The sequence below is a fragment of the Sporofaciens sp. St.21A7 genome, from assembly GCF_059728535.1.
This window is the reverse complement of record NZ_BAAGFN010000001.1, coordinates 738,902-758,851: the sequence shown is the minus strand read 5'-3', so window position 1 is coordinate 758,851 and position 19,950 is coordinate 738,902. Positions and strand designations below refer to the sequence as shown.

The 19,950-nt window shown below is 43.6% G+C and carries 17 protein-coding genes; 2 read left to right on the top strand and 15 right to left on the bottom strand.

All coding sequences use genetic code 11. From position 1 onward, the window contains the following. From AC6I3O_RS03600 to AC6I3O_RS03530, 15 genes are all read right to left on the bottom strand, one after another. Complete coding sequence (locus AC6I3O_RS03600; protein ID WP_497849759.1) at nucleotides 1–957, bottom strand: glycosyltransferase family 2 protein; 957 nt, start codon at nucleotides 955–957, stop codon at nucleotides 1–3. Between the two features lie 37 nt (nucleotides 958–994). Beyond that, nucleotides 995–2,083, bottom strand: a complete 1,089-nt coding sequence (locus AC6I3O_RS03595) for a hypothetical protein (protein WP_497849758.1) — start codon at nucleotides 2,081–2,083, stop codon at nucleotides 995–997. Continuing rightward, entirely contained in the window at nucleotides 2,080–3,285 is a 1,206-nt protein-coding gene (locus AC6I3O_RS03590) for a glycosyltransferase family 4 protein (protein WP_497849757.1), read from the bottom strand. Before AC6I3O_RS03590 ends, AC6I3O_RS03595 begins: the two co-directional genes overlap by 4 nt. Before the next feature lie 2 nt (nucleotides 3,286–3,287). Beyond that, complete coding sequence (locus AC6I3O_RS03585; protein WP_497849756.1) at nucleotides 3,288–4,136, bottom strand: LicD family protein; 849 nt, start codon at nucleotides 4,134–4,136, stop codon at nucleotides 3,288–3,290. Nucleotides 4,137–4,152: 16 nt separating this feature from the next. Beyond that, complete coding sequence (locus AC6I3O_RS03580; protein ID WP_497849755.1) at nucleotides 4,153–5,493, bottom strand: adenylyltransferase/cytidyltransferase family protein; 1,341 nt, start codon at nucleotides 5,491–5,493, stop codon at nucleotides 4,153–4,155. Between the two features lie 55 nt (nucleotides 5,494–5,548). Further along, complete coding sequence (locus tag AC6I3O_RS03575) at nucleotides 5,549–6,616, bottom strand: pyridoxal-phosphate-dependent aminotransferase family protein (protein WP_497849754.1); 1,068 nt, start codon at nucleotides 6,614–6,616, stop codon at nucleotides 5,549–5,551. A 14-nt stretch (nucleotides 6,617–6,630) separates the two neighbouring features. After that, nucleotides 6,631–8,118, bottom strand: a complete 1,488-nt coding sequence (locus AC6I3O_RS03570) for a BCCT family transporter (RefSeq protein WP_497849753.1) — start codon at nucleotides 8,116–8,118, stop codon at nucleotides 6,631–6,633. A 12-nt stretch (nucleotides 8,119–8,130) separates the two neighbouring features. Continuing rightward, the gene (locus AC6I3O_RS03565) at nucleotides 8,131–9,309 is read right to left on the bottom strand and encodes a biotin carboxylase (protein WP_497849752.1); all 1,179 of its coding nucleotides are present in this window, start codon (nucleotides 9,307–9,309) and stop codon (nucleotides 8,131–8,133) included. A gap of 67 nt (nucleotides 9,310–9,376) precedes the next feature. Continuing rightward, the gene (locus AC6I3O_RS03560; protein ID WP_497849751.1) at nucleotides 9,377–10,957 is read right to left on the bottom strand and encodes an HAD-IA family hydrolase; all 1,581 of its coding nucleotides are present in this window, start codon (nucleotides 10,955–10,957) and stop codon (nucleotides 9,377–9,379) included. Beyond that, nucleotides 10,954–11,604, bottom strand: coding sequence for a sugar transferase (locus tag AC6I3O_RS03555; RefSeq protein WP_497849750.1), 651 nt, complete (start codon nucleotides 11,602–11,604; stop codon nucleotides 10,954–10,956). The genes AC6I3O_RS03560 and AC6I3O_RS03555 overlap by 4 nt, the downstream gene beginning before the upstream one ends. Further along, nucleotides 11,601–12,899, bottom strand: coding sequence for a DegT/DnrJ/EryC1/StrS family aminotransferase (locus AC6I3O_RS03550; RefSeq protein WP_497849749.1), 1,299 nt, complete (start codon nucleotides 12,897–12,899; stop codon nucleotides 11,601–11,603). The genes AC6I3O_RS03555 and AC6I3O_RS03550 overlap by 4 nt, the downstream gene beginning before the upstream one ends. Further along, the gene (loaP, locus tag AC6I3O_RS03545) at nucleotides 12,892–13,440 is read right to left on the bottom strand and encodes an antiterminator LoaP (RefSeq protein ID WP_497849748.1); all 549 of its coding nucleotides are present in this window, start codon (nucleotides 13,438–13,440) and stop codon (nucleotides 12,892–12,894) included. The genes AC6I3O_RS03550 and loaP overlap by 8 nt, the downstream gene beginning before the upstream one ends. Nucleotides 13,441–13,587: 147 nt before the next feature. Beyond that, nucleotides 13,588–14,043, bottom strand: a complete 456-nt coding sequence (locus AC6I3O_RS03540; protein WP_497849747.1) for a hypothetical protein — start codon at nucleotides 14,041–14,043, stop codon at nucleotides 13,588–13,590. A gap of 420 nt (nucleotides 14,044–14,463) precedes the next feature. Continuing rightward, complete coding sequence (locus tag AC6I3O_RS03535) at nucleotides 14,464–15,684, bottom strand: DUF4179 domain-containing protein (RefSeq protein ID WP_497849746.1); 1,221 nt, start codon at nucleotides 15,682–15,684, stop codon at nucleotides 14,464–14,466. Nucleotides 15,685–15,709: 25 nt separating this feature from the next. Beyond that, nucleotides 15,710–16,216 carry an RNA polymerase sigma factor gene (locus tag AC6I3O_RS03530; protein WP_497849745.1) on the bottom strand — a complete coding sequence of 169 codons (507 nt, stop codon included), beginning with the start codon at nucleotides 16,214–16,216 and terminating at the stop codon, nucleotides 15,710–15,712. A 209-nt stretch (nucleotides 16,217–16,425) separates the two neighbouring features. Between AC6I3O_RS03530 and AC6I3O_RS03525 the strand changes: the two genes are divergently transcribed. Both AC6I3O_RS03525 and AC6I3O_RS03520 read left to right on the top strand, forming a co-directional pair. Next, complete coding sequence (locus tag AC6I3O_RS03525; RefSeq protein ID WP_497849744.1) at nucleotides 16,426–17,109, top strand: ABC transporter ATP-binding protein; 684 nt, start codon at nucleotides 16,426–16,428, stop codon at nucleotides 17,107–17,109. Further along, entirely contained in the window at nucleotides 17,106–19,865 is a 2,760-nt protein-coding gene (locus AC6I3O_RS03520) for an ABC transporter permease (RefSeq protein ID WP_497849743.1), read from the top strand. Before AC6I3O_RS03525 ends, AC6I3O_RS03520 begins: the two co-directional genes overlap by 4 nt. Nucleotides 19,866–19,950 lie beyond the last annotated feature (85 nt).

Genomic DNA, 19,950 nt, shown 5'->3' with positions numbered 1-19,950 from the left:
TTACGTCCTTACGCCATTCAATTTTCTAAAAAATTTATATATGCTATGAGGTGTGTAGAACAACATCATAGGCAATATTTTTCCTTTTATGCCCTTAACATTGCTTGTCCTGTAAACTTCTGCATAGTCGATTGCTCTGTAAAGCTGCAAGAATTCTTCATAGTTAAGAACTAACGCTGCAGCATGCAGGCATCCGGAAAAATGTCTTATCAGAAATTCATTTTTTATCTTGCGCATGTTATATGAACATTCTATAAAGCGTTCATATGTACGCCTTGACGGCGTCTTCACAGATGCAAAACGTTTCCAATTTCCAGATGTCATTGAAGAATTAGAGTGGAAAACATACTGATAAACCGGCTCTTGTAAAAGAACCATCTTGTCCATCTTACTTAGAACCTTCCACACGAAAAGATCATCCTCTGCAAAATAGCAATCTTCATCATATTCTATTAAATTATCTTCTAAGAAGCTCTTTCTTACAAAACAACCCGGCGAAAATAATTTAATCTTTCGTTCATAAAATTTTCTGGCCGCTTCTTCTCCCGTATAACTTTTAACACTGAACTTTTCAATAATTTGTTCTTCAAATCCAGTAACTATCCTATAATTCGTAAAAACTACATCAGATATCATCCCTGCCCTAACCATATTTTCAATAGCGTTAAAATCCAGGCAATCGTCGCCGTCTACGGCAATAACCCAATCCCCTGCGGCAAGCTTAATCCCTTGATTTCTAGCCGAAGAAACGCCGCCGTTATCCTTTGTTATAATCTTGAATTCTTTTCCCGATTTTTCCAGTATCTTTCGCGCTACTGTTTCAGAATCATCTGTTGATCCGTCATTGACAACAATAATTTCTATGTTTCCATATGTTTGATTAACAATTGATCTAAGTACGCTCTCTATATATTTTTCTACATTATACACAGGAATGATAACTGAAACTTTTTCCATAGTACCCATGGTCCTTTCGCAAACATTTCCCAAATTGCTAATATATTTCGTCCGTATTAATGGAAATCGTTTTCCCATCATATCTTTTCAAACTCTGGCCTGTAATTATCAGTTCCCCTACTGTTACATTAGGAAACAAAAATGTTCCAAATCCAAATAGCAGCATTGGAAATATATCTTTCTTTGCTGATAAAATTTCAACAAATCCTCGTTCCGGATTTCCTATATATACCTTTGAATTATAACTCTTTACTCCTTTGCCTTTGCGATAGGACAACATATACCGTAATCCCTTGATCCTGCTGTCAGGTTCAACGGATGTAGAGAGGGCATATAATTCTTCTCCAATTTTCCTTCCATAAATACATGGTCCTTCTATCTCTAAGACAGATTCCGGTTTAATACCAAATTCTTTCATGTAATAAATATGATTTTTCTCCAACGGAGAATCCGTTGCATAAAAAAAACCTGCTTTAAAAGAGTAACCGACACATGCGCGATATTGTTGGCTTCCGCCCCCAATAATTTCATATGATTTAAAATTATCCATAAACTTCCATATAGCAGACTGCCTATCTTCGTCTCCTGCCAATACATATACACATTTGTTTTGACAGTCTCCTACAATATTATGAATATGCCTAACCGTACCTGACGGGAAACAATAAGCTACGGCCCATTTTCCTTCATCCGTACGCCGATATATTCTTACTTCCTCTTCTTTTGCATTTCCAAAATATTCTCCATAGTATACTCCGTCGCCAAACCCCTCAATCCCTGCTAGTTTGCAAAAAGTTAAAGGATTGTTCATATCTTTTCGGAATTGATGTTCAATTTCTATTTTGTTTTCTTCGATTTCAATTCTTATTACATACCCATAAAATGAAATGATTGCAATAGATTCGCTTACAAAAATGCCGCACCTTGGCGCAAGCCTGAGCATTCTTTGAAGAATTCTATACTTTGAAAGCCTTACATGTTCTATATTCATATTTGCCAGTGTCCCAAGGAATACATATTCAGCCGTGTCGTTTCCAGTTGAAAATATATTGCCGTTTTTATACCACAGCCGATACTTCCTTGATGAACACAGTAAAATTTTGTCGCTAATAATATTTACCCTCATAATTGGTTAACTTTCATTATCGTCTTATATGCAACATCTACGCCATATTTTTCCTTCAAATACTTAAATTCATTTTTCTTCATCAAATTGATCTGGCTTTGGTCTAACGAAATTATGTACTCTATTTTTCGGGAAAATTCCTCTGCGTCATTGCTCTCGCACCACCATCCAAATCTACCCTCAACAATAATTTCTCCAATGTCCGTGTTTGGGTCTGTTACTGCTAATACAGGAACTTTAGATTTCATATATGAAAGTAATCTGCTTGGGAAATTCGGTATCGTAAACCTATGGTCAAGAAAAATCATTCCTACATCACATGCTGCAACCATTGTCTGGAATTCATTACTCGGCAATACTTTCATAAGTTTGCAATTGCACGGTTTTTCCTCATTTATGTATTGCTCTATCCTTTTATACTCAGTTCCTTGTCCTACTATCAGGAAAAAGCAGTCTTTTTCTTTGCATTTTTTCAAACACTCAACCAAAAATGAAATGCCCTGTGGTTTTCCCAAATTTCCGCCATATATAAACACTTTCTTATTCAAGGGAATATTATATTTCCCTCTTATTTCCAATCTTGTATTTTCGTTAACGCCAGTATCCTCTATTACCGTTGTATTCGGGCATATTTCTACTATTTTGGGGTTGAGTTCAGGATTATGCTTTAGTATATATCTTACATTTGCCGGGGACATGCATCCTATGTGGTTTGAGATTTTGTATAGTCTTTTTTCCTTGTTCCTAAAATATGTATATAATATTCCTTTTATCCCACTTGTACTCATCATTCCAATATCGACAGCATTCTGAGGGAATATATCCTTAAGCATTAGATATGTATCTGCATTATCCCTTCTTTTTATGTACTCAACCGCGCTAACAAAAGTAATTGGAGGGGTTGTGTATAGAACCAAATCAAATTTCACTTTTGTCAATTTTTTTTTAATGGCATTCTTAAATTGAAATTCAACAAGTAAAGTATTCATTCCTTTTCTAATTGAACCAGTCCCTTTAAGTTTCCCCGTACGAACTCTAAGTACATGTATTCCATTTTCATCTTTTAGTTCTGTCGGACGTTCTTCGTTCTTACATACAAGCCAAACGTCCTGGTCTTTCGCAAAACGTTTTAGTATATCTATATGGACTGAGCTTTCATTAAGGTCATAAAATGTCCCTAAACACATAAAAAGCACATTCATTCTTATTTCTCCCTGCAATATAACTTCCCTTTGTAATATGTATAAGGTTTTTCAAAATCGACGCATACATACCCATGATGGAACGCCCTTTGTTCTTCCGGCGGCAGCTGCATGTAATCCCCAAAGGTGAGCTTTAGGTATGAATCTGCATCTGCCTCTACAGGTACATATATCTTCTCAAACGGCACCCATTTAACTGGGAATATTTGATTCTCCGGGTATTTGATCCCGGCCTCATCTCCATAAAGACTGGAAAGATAGCCTGTGTGTTTATATGACTTCATAACCCTGTAGTTTTTTCGGATCAGCCAACTTCTTGCACCTTCCGGAACAATTTTCAACAGAACAGCCGCTCCAATTTTCATAACAATACCACGATTTTGCGGAACTACGCCATATAGCATCAGCCTGTATATCATTGATGCTATTACCAGTTTCTTTGCGCCCCAGCCAGCCTTAGGGCTATTGAAAAATGGATAGATGTCCACAAAAATGCCATGGTTAATATCACGTTCAACCTCTGATTTTTCAATCAGCGTTGTATTGCTGTTACGCAATCTCGTGATCATGAGCCCATACTCCGGATCACTTTTGTGATGCTGAAGGAAAAATTCATTTTTAAACAAATTTGCGTTCGTCTGAAGAATCTCCAAATCTTCGATTCTCATATATACATCAATATCATCATCCCAAGGAATAAATCCTTTATGCCTAACCGCCCCCAGCGCTGTTCCAAACGCCAAACAATACGTGAGTTTTAATTCTTTACACACTCTGTCTAATTCCATTAAAATGTTCAACTGTGCTTCTTGGAGCTTGCGGCCTACTTCTTGGTCATTGAAAGCATTCATAGAATATTCTCCATCTTTACCGAATCTCTTGTACCTTTCCGGTATAGAAATCTGACATCACTTTTGTAATCTGCTTTGCAACCTCATCCGAAATGTAATCAGGCTTTTTCCCTAACTTGATTGCCTTCATAAAAGCAACCAGCTCATAGCGGATTCCCTCTCCGTCCAATTGATAAAAATACCGTTTATTGTCCTCAGGATTCTCATACCGAATTTCAAAATAATCCGTCTTCCACCACGGAGCCGGAACATACAGGTAGCCTTTTGTTCCCGAAACGATTAGTTCACCTTCGGATTTTACGCCTCGTCCGACCTTGATGGATGCAACAGCTTTATCATAGGTAAAGTCAATTTTAGTAAAAGCATCAAAGTACTTTTCCTTATCCAGATAAAGGCTGCTAATTTCTGAGTTCTTGTAACCCGTTCCTAATATATGAAAAACAGGAAGCATTGCGGTTGGTCCCCAGGCCGATATACTGTTCCAGATATCGCCATATGCCTTATTCTCTTTTGATGCATCTCGTATGCTTGTGCATACCGCGTCTACTGAGATAATTTTACCTATTTTCCCTGCCTTCAGAAGGAGCAATAAGCGATTATAGGCCGTTGCATAGGCGGTTTTCATTGCAGGCATCAAGATAATGCCTCTTTCTGAAGCAAGACGGAGCAACTCGTCATGCTGAGCCGGATCAAGAACCACCGGCATTTCTGCCAGTACATGTTTTCCTGCCTCAATCGCTTTTTTAATATAATCATAATGATTAAGGGGATGTGTCAGAATAAATACAGCATCGCTTCTATCCAACAATTCTTCATAATTCTCTACATCAGGTATATCGCCGTGTTCTTCCCTGACCTCTCTGTCATCAGTGCATAACGCCGACACCTCCGCGCCATTGACAAACTTTGTTTCCATGCAATACTTATTTAGTATCCGGCTCTCATTATTGCCGATTAAGCCTATTTTTAAAGCTCTTTCTTTAGCCCGAAGTTCCGTGCTGGATACGCCTTTGGTCCTTGGAAGATACACCACTTTGCAATACTCGTCCAGATAATCAAAATAACCTTCCCAATCTGAGCCTACAGTGAAGATATCAACATCATATCGTTTGATATCATCTATTTTTTGCCCCTCATACTCCTCAACAATAATAAGATCCGCTAATCCTGTTTCCCGGACAGCTTCAAATCTTTCTGTGAGAGACTGCTGAAGGTTGATCTTGCCTCTTGTCTTGTCATAATCATCACTGGTAATGCCTACAATAAGATAATCTCCTAAAGCTTTTGCCCGTTTAAGCAGTCTGATATGACCATAATGAAGCATATCATATGACCCATATGTTATTACTTTGACCATATCAATCCTCCGTTATAAGTTTCATTCAAATCATTCTTAAACATTTCTAATGTAGTCACAGTAAGCCTCTCTCGTTCATATCATGCAAAGCTTTCGTCAGTTTCAGATTATCCTCTTCTGTTATATGTCCGATATGCCCAACCCTAAACACCTTATCACCCAGTTCTCCTCCGTTAGGGCAAACCCAAATTTGATACTCATCCTTGAGAGTCCTTACAATTTCCTTTGCTCCTCCATGAATCGGCCTTAAGCACGTTACTGCATTGGAAGGAGACTCTGAAACAAGCTCAAATGGCAAATCCTTTATATTGCTTCTAAAACCTTCGGCAACCAAAGAAATATTTTCCCGCTCCCGTGATATACCTCCATGCTGGGTAATCTGTGCCAGCCTTCTATTAATCTGCAAAAGCGTGGTTACGGCCGGAGTAAAAGGTGTTTGTCCACGTTCACCATCTTTCAATGCTTGTTTAAGGCTTAAATACATGCACACATCAGTATTCTGTTCCACACGTGACAGAGCTTGCAGAGATAATGCAATCATTGAAATCCCGGGCTGGACAGCCAGAGCTTTCTGCGATCCAGTGATGATTGCCGCAGCTCCCAGCTTTGCCATATCCACCTCATCTGACAGGAAGGCAGAGATCGCATCAACAATTAAAAGTATGTTATTCTTTTTACAGAATTCAGACACCATATCCATATCATAGAGAATACCAGAAGATGTTTCATGCATATTAATCAGGAACGCTGTGTGGTCTTCTAACCCGTCAAGCTGCTCCCTTCTCAGTTGTTTCCCGAATTCGCATTTAACCTCGGTAAAGCTTAGTTTGTGAAGTCTGCAAAGCTCGACAAAACGATATCCGAAACTCCCACCGTTAACCACAATAACCTTGTCAGAGTCACTCAGGATGTTCATGACACATGACTCCATTGAGCCTGTTCCCGAAGCAGTAAGGAACACTGCGCGGGAGCCGTACGGAGCACTAAGAAGCTCAAGGAAAATTCGTTCATTTTCAAACATTACATCTGAAAACTCCGTCGTTCTGAAATATGGCGTTGACCGATTAGCCACATCAATGATTTCCGGGGCAGACATCACTGGCCCAACTGTAAAATTTAGCATTGTTTAACTCCTTCTTAAAATTCATCCTTTAGCGCTTTTATCAACGCCGGAACCATAGCAATCATAATGAACAAGAAAGGCAGTGATGCCGCTATGGATGCTGTCTGCAACGCTTTAAGGCTTCCTACGGAAAGCAGGACATATGCTACCGTGGCCTCAATTATCCCCCAAACCACCTTCTTATACTTCGGGGCATCAATATCTCCATCAGATGACATCATGCTCAAAGCGTACGTTGCCGAATCCGCTGATGTTATAAAAAAGACTGCGAGCAAAGCAATTATAAGGGCAGAAATCACCTTACTTAGCGGATACTTGCTGAAAATTATGAATACTGCCGTCTGGGGACTTGCCGCCAGCTCCTTTACCGCCTCCAACCCCCAATCTCCAGTTGCGCTCAAGGCAATGGTACCGAACACTGAGAGCCATACGATGGTAAACACAGTCGGAATCAGTACCGTTCCAACTATAAATTCCCGAATCGTCCGTCCTTTTGATATCCTTGCAATAAACATTCCAACGAATGGCGTCCACGCAATAAACCAGGCATAATAGAACACACGCCAATTCATGATCCAGCTATTGTCTCCAAAAGAACTAATCATGAGAGAATCGCCAAAAAAGTTTTGGATATGTTGTCCTACGCCATTTACCATAGTATTGAAGATTGAGATCTTCGGTCCTACTACGAAGGCTAAGATTAATAGAGCAAAGGCAAGATATGTATTTACAGAAGACAGAATCTTAATGCCTTTATCCACGCCGCTAACCGCAGATGCCAGAAATATGCATGTGATAACCACAATAACCATCAACCATGTACTAGCGTTATCAGGAACGTCTAATAAGTAATTCAATCCTCCACATATCTGTGAAACGCCGAGTCCGAGAGATGTAGCCACTCCCACAAAGGAAACAACGACAGAAAATATATCAATTGCCTTGCCAAACCACCCCTTTGTCAGGTTCTCTCCTACTAATGGGCTCAGCAGGTTGCTTATCTGGGCATTCTTCCCTTTCCTGTACATGAAATAAGCAATCCCCAACGCTACAAAGGCAAAACACATCCACTGTGTAATTCCCCAATGCAGGAAACATGTCCTGATTGAAAAGTTTGCAGCTTCAACTGTGCCGGATACCACGCCTTCCGGCGGCTCTGCGTAATGGGATAATGGCTCGGCAATACTCCAGAAGACAAGGCCGATGCCGGTTCCGCCGCAAAAAAGCATTGCATACCAGTGAAAATTACTGTACTGCGGCTTCTCATAATCCTTACCCAGTTTTATCTTGCCATACCTGCTGAATGCCAGCCATGTGAGAAAGATACAGAGGAAAAACACGAAAGCGATATACAGCCACCCGAAATTTGTACTTACCCAGGCCATGATGACGCCGGATGCATATACAAGGCTATCATTGAAAAAATAGCCATATAAAATTACCGCAGCAGCAATCATTACCGAAATTACAAAAACCTCATTCTTAACTTTATTTTTTGGCATACACTACCTCCATCAGCACACGAATTTTACCCGAATAGCATTCATGCCTTTATAGAGAAGAGACGTGAAAGCAGGCATTTTATCCTTTCTGTTATAAAAGAACAAACAGTCGCAGCTTCTAACCTCTTTTATCCAATCCTTCAATGTGATCCTATGCTTTAATACTCTTTGTTTAAAATCAGGGAATTCAGCCATTGCTTTATAGCCAGTAGGTACATCAACCTCTGCGTTCTCTGGAAACTCTCCATATAGACACCCCTCTGCCCATAGAATCACAAAATTCATTCCTAATGCTGTTCCGGCATATGTCCATGTTGAACTTCTGAAATTCTCTTCCAGAAACCAAAGATTATCTTCTTCATCTACCATAAATTCTAAAGAGAAAATCCCTTCAAACCCTATGTCTTCAAACATAGAATCTAATGATTTTTTTACTTTTTCATAGTGCTTTTCCTGATATAAATTCGATATATTCATCTTTGCGCTATATCCCTCTGGTATCGCATATGGGTATCTTGATGCAATACAAATCCATTGCCTGCCGTGATTTACTATCACTCCATCCAGACACAGTTCCGTTTTTTTGACTATAAATTTCTGCAAAAGAAGATGGTCTGCTTTAATTACTTTATAAGCTTCTCTTAATTCCATCTCATTTTGGCATATATGATAGTCTGTTTTCCATCCTCCTTCATTTGATGAAATTGTTTTAGTAATAATGGGATATTCAATATCCTCCGGGATTTTGCCTCTTTTTACTTTATAGGTTTTGGCAACATTCAATCCATGTTTTTGAGCCATCTCATTAATATTGTTTTTATTCTGGAAAAATACAATTCTTCCTTGTTCTTCTTTTGCGTTTTGAATATAAAATTTATCCTTTAACCTATCATAGTTATTGTCGCAAATCTCAGCAAACTGATCGTCGCATGGGATTACAAACGGCTTTACAACACTCCGTCCCCCATATTGTGAAATAAGCAAACCCAATCCTTCCTCCACATCTTTTACATAATGAATCCTGGAAATGTATTTACTGGCAGAAGCAACCTTGGACCATTTGTTCTTTAATATAATGACAATAGGATGGATACCAACTTCTCCCAGGCTTCTAATGATTCCTAATGGGGTGTAGTGTTCATAACACATAACTATGAATTCATGTTTCCTTATTTCATCTAAGTGAATCATGACATCTGCTCCTCTAACACTATTCACATATTGCTTTTTTTCGTAAATCTCTGCCCGTTTTCTCCACCTAATATACATATTCCATCAAGTCAGTAATTTTTAAAATACCCATACTATTTCCACTGAAATCCCGATTGTATAACCCGTCGTTATTCTTAAACCACAGCCCCATAATTCCTAACTGCCGCCCAGCTTGGAAATCCTTTCCGGGATTGTCGCCAACATACACAATCTCCGCAGGATTCATCCGCCATCGCGCGGCCATAATCCGAAATGCAATATCACAAGGCTTGCGGAACTGTGAACCGCCTAATTCATCTGTAATAATGACATCATCGACTTCAAGCCCCAGCGCTTTAATTTTATTCCTTTGCCCTTCCGGTCTTCCATCAGTGATAATGCCAACCTTGATTCCTCTGCTTTTTAATTTCTCTATCATTTCGGCCGCGTCCTCATAAAGATGAATAGAAGGCTTATGGTTTCTATATATTTCAAGGCATTCCTTACCCTCCCCGGTTCTTCCCAATTCCTCCAAAAGCACAGTGATTGCCGCCTCTCCATTTTCAAATAGCTGCCATAACTTCTCTTCAAACCCGCCCCCAAGATAATCGCTCACGGCTTTGAACCCACTCTTTACATACTCTTTTTCACTATAAAGGGTGTCGTCCAAGTCAAAGATCACGCCTTTCATCTGCCTCTTCCCCTCAGCAATGCAAACAGACTGGTCAAAACGGCTGTAGATAGCCCCGTCTGCAATATCGTACTGATATTCAACTCTTTCCCCATCCAGAAGTTTCAGCACCGTCTCTGCGCTTCTGGCTCCGGCTTTCATAGACAAGGGTGCGCCTCCGCCGTAACGGGGGTTAATTTCAATGAACCAGTCCACGCCTGCATCATCCCGGATAAGCTGCACAGTCATTGGCCCGCAGGGCGTAAAAGCCTTGCATAATACCCTGGCCTCTTCAATCATCTGCCCATCCATTGTTATCTTTGTTTTAAGGACTTCACCGGCCCTGACTTGGAGGCGTTCACGCGGAACAATACTCACCGGTTCCCCGTCCCATCCGCAAAAGACGTCAATTGTATACTCATGCCCACTCACAAATGGCTGGACGACGTACTCCTCCATGCGGGCAGCGCAAACCACTAATTCCTCTTCATTCTCCACCTTAAATGCATTGATAGAACTGCTGCCATCCTTCGGCTTAATGAACGCCGGATACCCGCCCTTATATTCCCTCCAATGATTAACAGGCATCGGGGCATGAAGGCCGCAATCCACAAAAAATTTGCCCGTGTTATTCTTGTCACGGCAAATCCTAATTTTATCAGGAGCGCTAACCATGACTTTTGTTCCGATTACCTCAAACTTTTCCTTGTTCTCAGAAAGAACCAGGAGGTCGGTATCAATGGTTGGGATGAGCAGATCAATATGGTCATCGGCACAGATTTGGAGCAAATTGTCTATATATCCGGAATCCTTCATTGGAGCTGCTTTACGCGTATAATCGCAATAAGCGAGAGCCGGGGCCGTCCCCGCCATATCGGCGCCATAAATTTTAAGATTTTTATTTAAAACTAAAGCTGCATTCCGAAATGCCTGTAACAACTCAATCCGTCTGCCCACACCTGTAAATAGAATGTTCATTCTCTTTCACTCCCCTTGAATTCTTCCATGGTAGCCTCTCCATCTGCGTTTATTCCTTCCCGCTTCATAACAGTCCTGATGGTTTCCAGAATAATCTTCCAGTCCCCGAGGAACGTAATATGGTCAACGTACTTTACATCCCAGTCGAATTTCTCTTCCCAGGATATGGCATTTCTGCCATGGACTTGAGCCAGACCGGTAAAACCCGGCCTGACTTCATGCCTTCTGGCCTGGCGTTCATTGTAGCGGGCAAGATATTGGACCAGCAATGGCCTCGGGCCAACCACAGCCATATCCCCCTTAAGCATGTTGAAGAGTTCCGGAAGCTCATCAAGAGATGTGGCACGGAGCCTCTTCCCAAACGGCGTCAGCCGTTCTGCATCCTTCGCAGGATCAATCAATCCGTCTTTCGGCGGAAGCATTGTCCTAAATTTATAAAGTTTAAATATCTTCCCGTCTTTTCCCGGTCTATCCTGCGTGAACAACACCGGTGAACCGAGCTTTACCCGCACCATGACGGACGTGATTAGCAGTACAGGGCTCAGAATAATCATCGCTGTCAAAGCACACAAGAAATCCTGCGGCCGTTTAATAAAACGTTCATATAGTCCATATGGTTTATGGCTTCCGCTAGTCGTTGGCATCATTCAAAACACCTGTGAATAATATCAATAATTCTATCCTGCTGCCTCACAGCCATCTTATTATCGCTCGGCAGGCACAGCCCTCTTTTAAATATATCCGCGCCAACGTCAGCTCCGCTTCCGGCTATGTAAGCGTTACTCCTACCCCTGCCGTTTCCTTCGGCTGTCACGAAGGCGTGGGTCCGGTAAATGGGCTGCATATGCATCGGTTTCCAGATTGGACGGCCTTCTGCCCCGAATGCGGCAATCGCAGCCAGAATTTCACCCGGTGAACTCCTCCCTGCCTCTGCGGCCCATAATTCATCTTGCTCTCCGCGGACGTATGGGGCCATGGCTTCCTCGTCAATAATCATGCAGCTCAGCCAAAAGTTCGGCGCTGACTTCTCTTCGTCCCAGGGATTCATCTTAACCGGAAGGTCTTTCAGCCCTTCCTCATAACGTTCCCAGATAGCCTGTTTCTGTTCGATGTGTTCCAAAAGATACGGTATCTGTCCGCGGATAATTCCAGCGATAATGTTGCTCATCCGATAGTTGTAGCCCATTTCCTCGTGCTGGTACCATGGAGCCGCCTCCCGGCTCTGAGTACTCCATTTTCTGACCTTATCAGCATCCTCTTTAGAGTCTGTAAGGAACAACCCGCCGCTAGACCCGGTCACTATTTTATTTCCATTTGCCGACAGAACGGCGCAGTCGCCAAAGCATCCAGTCTGAATTCCTTTATAGGCAGCGCCAAAGGACTCTGCTGCATCTTCTACAAGCAGTGCATTATGCATACTGCAAATATTTTGGATTTCCTCGATTTTTGCGGGAGTGCCATAAAGATGCGCTATCACTACAAGTCTTACATCCGGATATAGTTCAAAGGCTTTTTCCAAAGCGCCAGGATCCATATTCCAAGTGTCATACTCTGTATCGATAAAAACAGCCTCGCCGCCCTCATAGGCCACAGGGTTTACCGTTGCGTCAAAAGTCAGATCAGAGCAGAAAACTTTTCTTCCTCCCAGAGTACCATGCCCCGCTTTCGGCTGGCCGTATAACTTTTCTCCACACAGTTTAACTGCCAAATGCAGAGCCGCCGTACCGGAAGACAGCGCTACTGCATATTTGCGCCCTGTCTTTTCCGCGACCATGCGCTCTACTTCATTGATGTTAGCGCCCACCGTGGACACCCAGTTCGTCTGAATCGCCTCATCCACCCATTTTTGCTCATCCCCATGCATGGTTGGGCTGCTCAGCCATAGCTTTGGCTCGAATGGTTCAATTCCTGCAAATTTGGGGTCTAATCTAAAATTATTCATCTTTATTTACATCCTTACTTTCCGTGACCATCTCAATCCCTAAGTAAATCACCGTCTTATTTCCCATAAACTCCACCTCCACAGCCGCAGTCCTCTTGTGCAGGTTTATTTTCTTTATCTGCCCTTCCAGATTTTTAAGAGGACCGGCCAAAATTTTAATCTGCTTTCCCTCTTCTAATGCAACTTTAGAAATCTCCGCCTCTAAACCATCCATTTTCCCTGTCCTGTCCCGAAACTTCTCTAATATCCTGACATCCGCTTCCGGCAAAGGGACGAAATATTCCTCACACTGCCCAAGCATCCGTGTCAGGAGAGGAATCCGTTTCAATTCTTCATATAACAACTGCGGTTGTTCTGTTATCAGAAATACATAGCCCGGGAACAATTTCTCCGTCACCTCATGCCATTCTCCCCGAAATTTCTTCCTAAGCCTACGCACAGGAAGAACGCAGCTTTCCAAAATCTCCGGCGCAGCCATGTCCTTTACCAACAAAGCCGTCCGGTTTTCCTGACCTGATACCACCTGCATTACATACCACATACACGCTCCCCATCCCAATTACCCATGGCTTCGCCATCCATGCCCGTATGCATCCATACAGCCACAGCCATTATCTTTATGTCTATCATTCCTAATCTCAAGTGCCAATGCTTCAAGAGACATTCCTGATATCCTATGCATCCCAATCTATAGGACCCTCTCTGTTATCTCCAATCCCGCGAGAACATATTGAAAGTCCCGCCCTATCACAGTCCGGACATGCGCAAGCCGTTTGTGCCGGTCAATCTTGCAGAGCCGGTTCTCCATTCCCTTTAGCGGTCCTTCCGTTATCCGTGCGGCTCCTTTGAATAGAATTCCTCTGGACATTTTCAGATGATGCCCGCCGCCATACAAACCCTTCAGGAACTTTTCTTCTTCCATATTCATTCTGGCCAGATACTTCCCGAATCCCTCTGTTTTCCCGCATTCTCTGAGTTCCTTTATCAGGCATTCCTCATTTTCACTTTCCAGCAATACATATGACGGGAACATGAGCCTGCTCTCAAGATGCCAGCCGCCCTCATAACGCCGCACCCCGTCAAACGTTAATAAAAATGCTTGCCAGAGCGCTTTTCGGGATAAGTGTCTATTACAGAAATCCATTATTTTTTTCTCATCTTGCCCCTTGCAGGCTAATAAATACCAGATATCGATCCCCTCTTTCGTAGAGTGTTCTACTCTGCGAAAATGAATGGCGTATTTTGTATGAAAACATCAAAAAATATAGAATAGATACCGAATAATCAGACTATAGTCTTACTATTTTCCCATTTGTTGACTCCAAATTCTAGCAAAAATAATTTAGGTATTGATTTATTAGATTTAGATGGTTATAATAGATGTGCTGTATAAAGAAAAATCGCAGAGTAGAACACTCTGCGAAAATTTTTAGCTAAATGATTGTCTGTCGAACTGGACAACTTGGAAAAGAAAATTCAACACAATATTATGAAAAGTATGCTGTAAAATAAATCATTGATTGAACGCTCCCCAATCCTGTTTGAAAGGGGAGCGAGTGTCAGATTACGTGTATAATGGGAGTGTAAACGGAATCTCTGCAATCACCGGCGGATACCCGCTTTCGTCCGGATCCGCATTTTTATCGTACACCCACACCGTAAACTGATCCGCCTGAGAATGAGCCAACGAAATTTCATAAATCTCTCCCCCGTCTTCCGTACTCTCTATAGCTCCGCCGCTTTCTACATCCACCCTGTTTCCGTTTCCATCCTTCACCACAAATACCAAAGCTTTCCTGGCCCATTGGCTTTTTACATAACACTTTATCCGCATATTGCTGGGCGTCTGGATTACTTCCTCAACAATAATTCCGTTCTGTTCCACTCCCGGTCTTGCAATCCGGTTATTGGATGTATCTGTCTTGGCATCAAAGCGCAGTTTCCAATCCCCATCCACCATCTTATATCCGACTTGTTCTTCCCCCTCCTTTTCAGGAACCCGATGGGCGCTGATTCCTCCTACAGTCACATTTACCACATTATTCTCTTTAAATCCGCCCCCCACGGAAGTCGCTCGGATTAATCCCACATAGACACCTTCTTCCGCTTTTTTCAGAGTCAGCACATTTGAATGAACATTCGTTCCTTCCACATAAATCTGCCCGCCCAAAAACGGAATCTCATCCCCTTCTTCATATCTCATTAGATAGAGGAAATCTGCCTTCTTCATCTCCTCATCCTCCACTCTTGCGGAAAGTGTAAAATACAATTCAAGCCCATCACAATAGACATCCGATACAGTCAGCGAAATTCCTTCATCTTCCGCAATATTTGTTATGCTTTCCTCATTCTCTTTTGCCTCCACAGGTTTTGCATACTCCGCAATCTGTTCGTACGCCGTCTTATCCTTCTCAGGATACGGTGCTTCATCCCTTATTTTCTCCAGATTTCCAAACACGTCTCTCAGAATCGGAATATCTTTTGCAAGCGCAGGATTAGCGTATAATATCCCGCCCCCTGCCATTAATACCAAAAGCAAAACCGCTGCTGACACTGCATATTTCATATACCTGCCGTACTTTCCCTGCTGACTGTCCTCGCGTAAAAGACATATTTCATCAGATAATACATCTTCTTTCCGCCTCCCTCCCCGTTTTGTCTGTTTCATCTTCACCTCTCCAAGACAGATTTTCTCGTAAACCTCTTCTAATTTATCATCGACCACTTTGGGAATCTCTACATCCGCTTTCATTTTATCTATCAGATTCGTATCATATTTCCCCATTCTGCACAGTCCTTTCTATCTATTTTTATTCAAAACAATACATTTTCTTTAATTTAGTCCGACCTCTTGACAGCCTTGTTTTTACTGTATTCTCATTCATTTCCAGGATTACCCCAACCTCTTTGACACTAAATTCTTCAACATAATAGAGATATAAAACAATGCGGTACTGCTCTTCCAACTGATTCAGCATTTCCAAAAACTCTCCCCCAGACATATCTGCACTTTCACATTCCTGTTCCGGAAGCTCGTGGAGGGATACCATATTTCCACGATGTTTTATGATTTTCTTACACTGGTTAATCAGGATTCTTGTGAGCCATGTCTTAAAAAATCTTGGTTCCCTAAGCCCTCTTAGATTCTCGTAACATTTTAATACCGTATCCTGTATCGCATCTGCCGCGTCGGCGTCATTCTTGAGCATTGCAATCGCAGTCTTGTATAATGCCTGCTTACAATGCTCTATCAAATCAATAAACGCTTCTTTATCTCCTGCCTGCGCTCGTTCCACAAGCTTTGTTAAATCTGCCATTTTTACTCACCCTTCCTCACTTTGGTGTCCTCCGCTGCGGATCCCTTTTCAATCGATTGATATCTATTAGATACCCGTTTTGCCTGAAAGGTTTCACGAGTTCCTGTTAAATTTTCTTCTAATGTCACCTTCCTGTCACAATGTCCTGTTAAAATGTCATTATATCATTATCAGAAGACCATCATGCAAATAGAAAGGATAATAATGTCATGGAAATACTCCGATGCAGCAACCTCACAAAAACCTACGGCCAAGGCTCTGGCGCCATCACAGCCCTCGACCACGTAACCCTCTCCATAGAACGCGGCAGCTTTACCGCCGTGGTCGGCGCCTCCGGCTCCGGGAAATCCACGCTCCTGCACATGCTCGGCGGCGTAGACCGCCCGACGGACGGCAATATCTATATAGAGGACACCGATATCTCCACCCTGACCCTGGAACAGCTTGCCATCTTCCGCCGCCGGAAAATAGGTCTTGTCTATCAGTTCTATAACCTGATACCGACCTTGAACGTGCGCAAAAATATCCTGCTCCCAATCCTCCTGGACGGCGAGAAACCGGACGCGGCCAGATTCGACCGGCTCGTTACGACCCTTGGCCTTTCCGACCGGCTCACCCACTACCCCCGGGAACTGTCCGGCGGGCAGCAGCAGCGGGTCGCCATCGCGCGAAGCCTCATCTACCAGCCCGCAATCCTGCTGGCAGACGAACCTACCGGCAACCTTGACCGGAAGAACTCCGACGAGACACTGGAGCTTCTGCAAATGTCCAACCACCAATACGAACAGACAGTACTCCTAATTACCCACGATGAGAAAATAGCGCTGAAAGCCGACAGAATCATCACATTAGAAGACGGAAAAATTGTATCAGACGAGGTGACAAAGCAATGAAAATATTACGTGAATATGTATGGGACACACTCCGGCAAAACAAACGCTCCGGCATTATTATCATGACCGCATTATTCCTCATGACAAGCCTGATGTCCTGCTTCTGCGGTTTCGTCTATACCATGTGGACTGACGCCGTAGTTCTTGAAAAATGGCACAACGGAAACTGGCACGGAGAGCTTTTTGACAACACGCCCGGAGAATCTCTGGAGCAGATAAAGAATTACGCCTCTGTTTCAGCCGTACTAATCAAAGGGGCATGGGAGACAGCAAAACTTCCCGACTCGCCGAATAAAACTGCTAACCCCAGGCTCTACCTCATTTTCAGAGGCGCAAACCAAGAATACTGGGATTCCATGCCGGAAAAGGACAGCATCACCGAAGGCAGAATCCCCGCCTCTGAGTCCGAGCTTGCACTGTCCAAACAATATTTTGAAGACCATCCCGACACGCACATCGGCGACACCCTGACCCTCCCCGTCGGATACCGCACATACGGGGGACAGCCCTGCATGGACACCGACATCTACCATGAAGGGGAAACATTTGAGGAAACCGGAACCAAGACCTACACCATCGTCGGCGTCATGGACGTCACCACCTCATCCGCCGTGCCCGCGTATACCGGCATGACCGGGCTGAATGAGGCATCCATCCTTCCCGACGACCTGATTACAGTCTACCTGCGTTTCCACCCCATGGGAAGAACCTACCGGGAACTTCCCGCCCTTGCCAAAGCGATCGGATACGAACCAGACGAATACGGGGAATACACCCTTCGCTACAACACCGGGCTGTTGGCTGCCTACGGCATTTTTGACCCGTCATCCAAAGGGACGCCCACACACCTAAGCGGTCTTGCAATCCCTCTGATGTTCCTTTTATTCACAGCATTTCTGGTAGGCGTATTCGTACTCGTCATCCATAATGCATTTGTTATGTCCGTGGATGAGAAGCTGATACAACTTGGCACCCTCGCCGGAGTAGGGGCGACCCCAAAGCAGATTAAGAAAACCGTCCAGACCGAAGCCCTGCTGTTATCTGCCATCCCCCTTCCGCTTGGACTTTTCGCCGGCTGGTTTCTGAACATGAAACTGTTCCAGTTAATCAACGCCTCCAACGACCTTGGAAGAAACGCGCCGGACATCGTCGTAACCTATGGGCTGCCCGCTATCCTTCCCGCTGTCCTGCTGTCACTTTTGACTGCATGGCTTTCCGCACGGATTCCGGCAAAAAAAGCGGCAAAATTACTGCCGATTGAAATCCTGAAACAGGAAGGAACCCTTGATAAGAAGAGGCAAAAACGAAAAAAAGAAGGCAAAGGGTTTCATTTTCCCGGAATCACAGGAGAACTTGCCGCGAACGCCGTATCAGCAAGAAGCCGCTCTTACCGGATGGCAACCATTTCCCTGTGCATGTCCTTCCTGCTGTTGACAATCTTTCAATATTCGATTACGGTAAATGACGCAAACAAAGCCATTTTCCGGACTGACCCTGGGAAGAGTGGACATATTTTTCTCTCCATCAGCGACGGACGGCAGCCGGACATGGAAGCAATCCGGCAGTTAAAAGCGGTAAACGGCGTCACAAAGTCCCTGATTAGAGACTCTATGCCCTGCGCCGTCTGGGTTGACCAGAAGGACATTTCCGAAGATATTAATACGAATCTTGGCGGCATCGACCAGATTATTGCAATGAAGAAATTTTCTCCGATTAAGCGGGAAGAAAAATACAGAATCCAGTCGGTCATCTATGGCCTGGAGGAAGACAGTTTCCGTGATTACTGCGAAAAGATAGGAATTGCGCCCCAGCCTTATTTCGACGACCCTTCCCGGGCTATCGTCTATAACTACACGAAAGATCCGGTAAACAGTACGCGCCGAAACGTGCTTTATCGGGAACTGCTTAATATCCATGAGGGGCAAAAGCTGACATTTACGGAGAAAAATACGGATGAGATTGAAGGAGATTTTGAATTTACGGTAACTGCCGGGAGTCTCACGGAGGAACTTCCTCTGGAAACCATGGAGCTTTCCAATTTCACGCTGGCTATGGTCATGCCGATGGAGCATGTCCTAAAATTAGGCGAATCCTGCTGCGAACGCAGACAGAATTCTACACGGGTGATAAACGGAGTATTCTGGGCAGAATACGGCGATGAGCTTAACAATGCCGACGACTCTGGCAACGTCGGTGACTCTGGCAAGACTACCTCTGAACCTGACTACTCATCCATCCGGCAGGCCACCACGCAGATGGATAAAGTTATCTCAAGTTTTTACGGAAGCGGCGATTATCAATTAACAAACCTTGCAGAGAGGGATGAGCTTGACCAAAACGCGCAGAACGTCATGAACTTAGTCGTCACGTTCCTGACAGCCTTCCTCGCCGTAATCGGACTGTCCAACGTGTGGGCAAGCATCTTGGGCAATCTCCGGCAGCGTCGGCAGGAATTTGCCATGTTGAAATCCGTCGGGCTGTCTCCCCGGCAGTTATGGCAGTTGCTGCTTCTGGAAGGGCTGACGTTAGGCTTAAAACCCTTGCTCTACTCCTTGCCAATCCAGATTACCGTACTGGCAGCCCTGCTTACTGTTACGGAAATCTCCCTGCCGGAATACCTGCCCTTCGCCCCATACGGCGTCTTAACCGGATATACCATCCTGATTCTTCTGGCAATCGTAGGGGCATATGCCACAGGCGGGATACGGCTTGGGCGGGAAAATATTATCGCTATGATTAAGGATGACACTCTGTAAACAGTTCTTCACCCGCCTAAATAAACGGCGCGCCGTTTGCAAAACTTATGAATCCTATAAGGGGCTGACCGGAAACAATGAACAC

Bases quoted from the DNA above. Each gene is read 5' to 3' on its own strand.
- AC6I3O_RS03600 (WP_497849759.1), bottom strand. From the start codon at position 957: ATGGAAAAAGTTTCAGTTATCATTCCTGTGTATAATGTAGAAAAATAT.
- AC6I3O_RS03595 (WP_497849758.1), bottom strand. From the start codon at position 2,083: ATGAGGGTAAATATTATTAGCGACAAAATTTTACTGTGTTCATCAAGG.
- AC6I3O_RS03590 (WP_497849757.1), bottom strand. From the start codon at position 3,285: ATGAATGTGCTTTTTATGTGTTTAGGGACATTTTATGACCTTAATGAA.
- AC6I3O_RS03585 (WP_497849756.1), bottom strand. From the start codon at position 4,136: ATGAATGCTTTCAATGACCAAGAAGTAGGCCGCAAGCTCCAAGAAGCA.
- AC6I3O_RS03580 (WP_497849755.1), bottom strand. From the start codon at position 5,493: ATGGTCAAAGTAATAACATATGGGTCATATGATATGCTTCATTATGGT.
- AC6I3O_RS03575 (WP_497849754.1), bottom strand. From the start codon at position 6,616: ATGCTAAATTTTACAGTTGGGCCAGTGATGTCTGCCCCGGAAATCATT.
- AC6I3O_RS03570 (WP_497849753.1), bottom strand. From the start codon at position 8,118: ATGCCAAAAAATAAAGTTAAGAATGAGGTTTTTGTAATTTCGGTAATG.
- AC6I3O_RS03565 (WP_497849752.1), bottom strand. From the start codon at position 9,309: ATGATTCACTTAGATGAAATAAGGAAACATGAATTCATAGTTATGTGT.
- AC6I3O_RS03560 (WP_497849751.1), bottom strand. From the start codon at position 10,957: ATGAACATTCTATTTACAGGTGTGGGCAGACGGATTGAGTTGTTACAG.
- AC6I3O_RS03555 (WP_497849750.1), bottom strand. From the start codon at position 11,604: ATGATGCCAACGACTAGCGGAAGCCATAAACCATATGGACTATATGAA.
- AC6I3O_RS03550 (WP_497849749.1), bottom strand. From the start codon at position 12,899: ATGAATAATTTTAGATTAGACCCCAAATTTGCAGGAATTGAACCATTC.
- loaP (WP_497849748.1), bottom strand. From the start codon at position 13,440: ATGTGGTATGTAATGCAGGTGGTATCAGGTCAGGAAAACCGGACGGCT.
- AC6I3O_RS03540 (WP_497849747.1), bottom strand. From the start codon at position 14,043: ATGGATTTCTGTAATAGACACTTATCCCGAAAAGCGCTCTGGCAAGCA.
- AC6I3O_RS03535 (WP_497849746.1), bottom strand. From the start codon at position 15,684: ATGGGGAAATATGATACGAATCTGATAGATAAAATGAAAGCGGATGTA.
- AC6I3O_RS03530 (WP_497849745.1), bottom strand. From the start codon at position 16,216: ATGGCAGATTTAACAAAGCTTGTGGAACGAGCGCAGGCAGGAGATAAA.
- AC6I3O_RS03525 (WP_497849744.1), top strand. From the start codon at position 16,426: ATGGAAATACTCCGATGCAGCAACCTCACAAAAACCTACGGCCAAGGC.
- AC6I3O_RS03520 (WP_497849743.1), top strand. From the start codon at position 17,106: ATGAAAATATTACGTGAATATGTATGGGACACACTCCGGCAAAACAAA.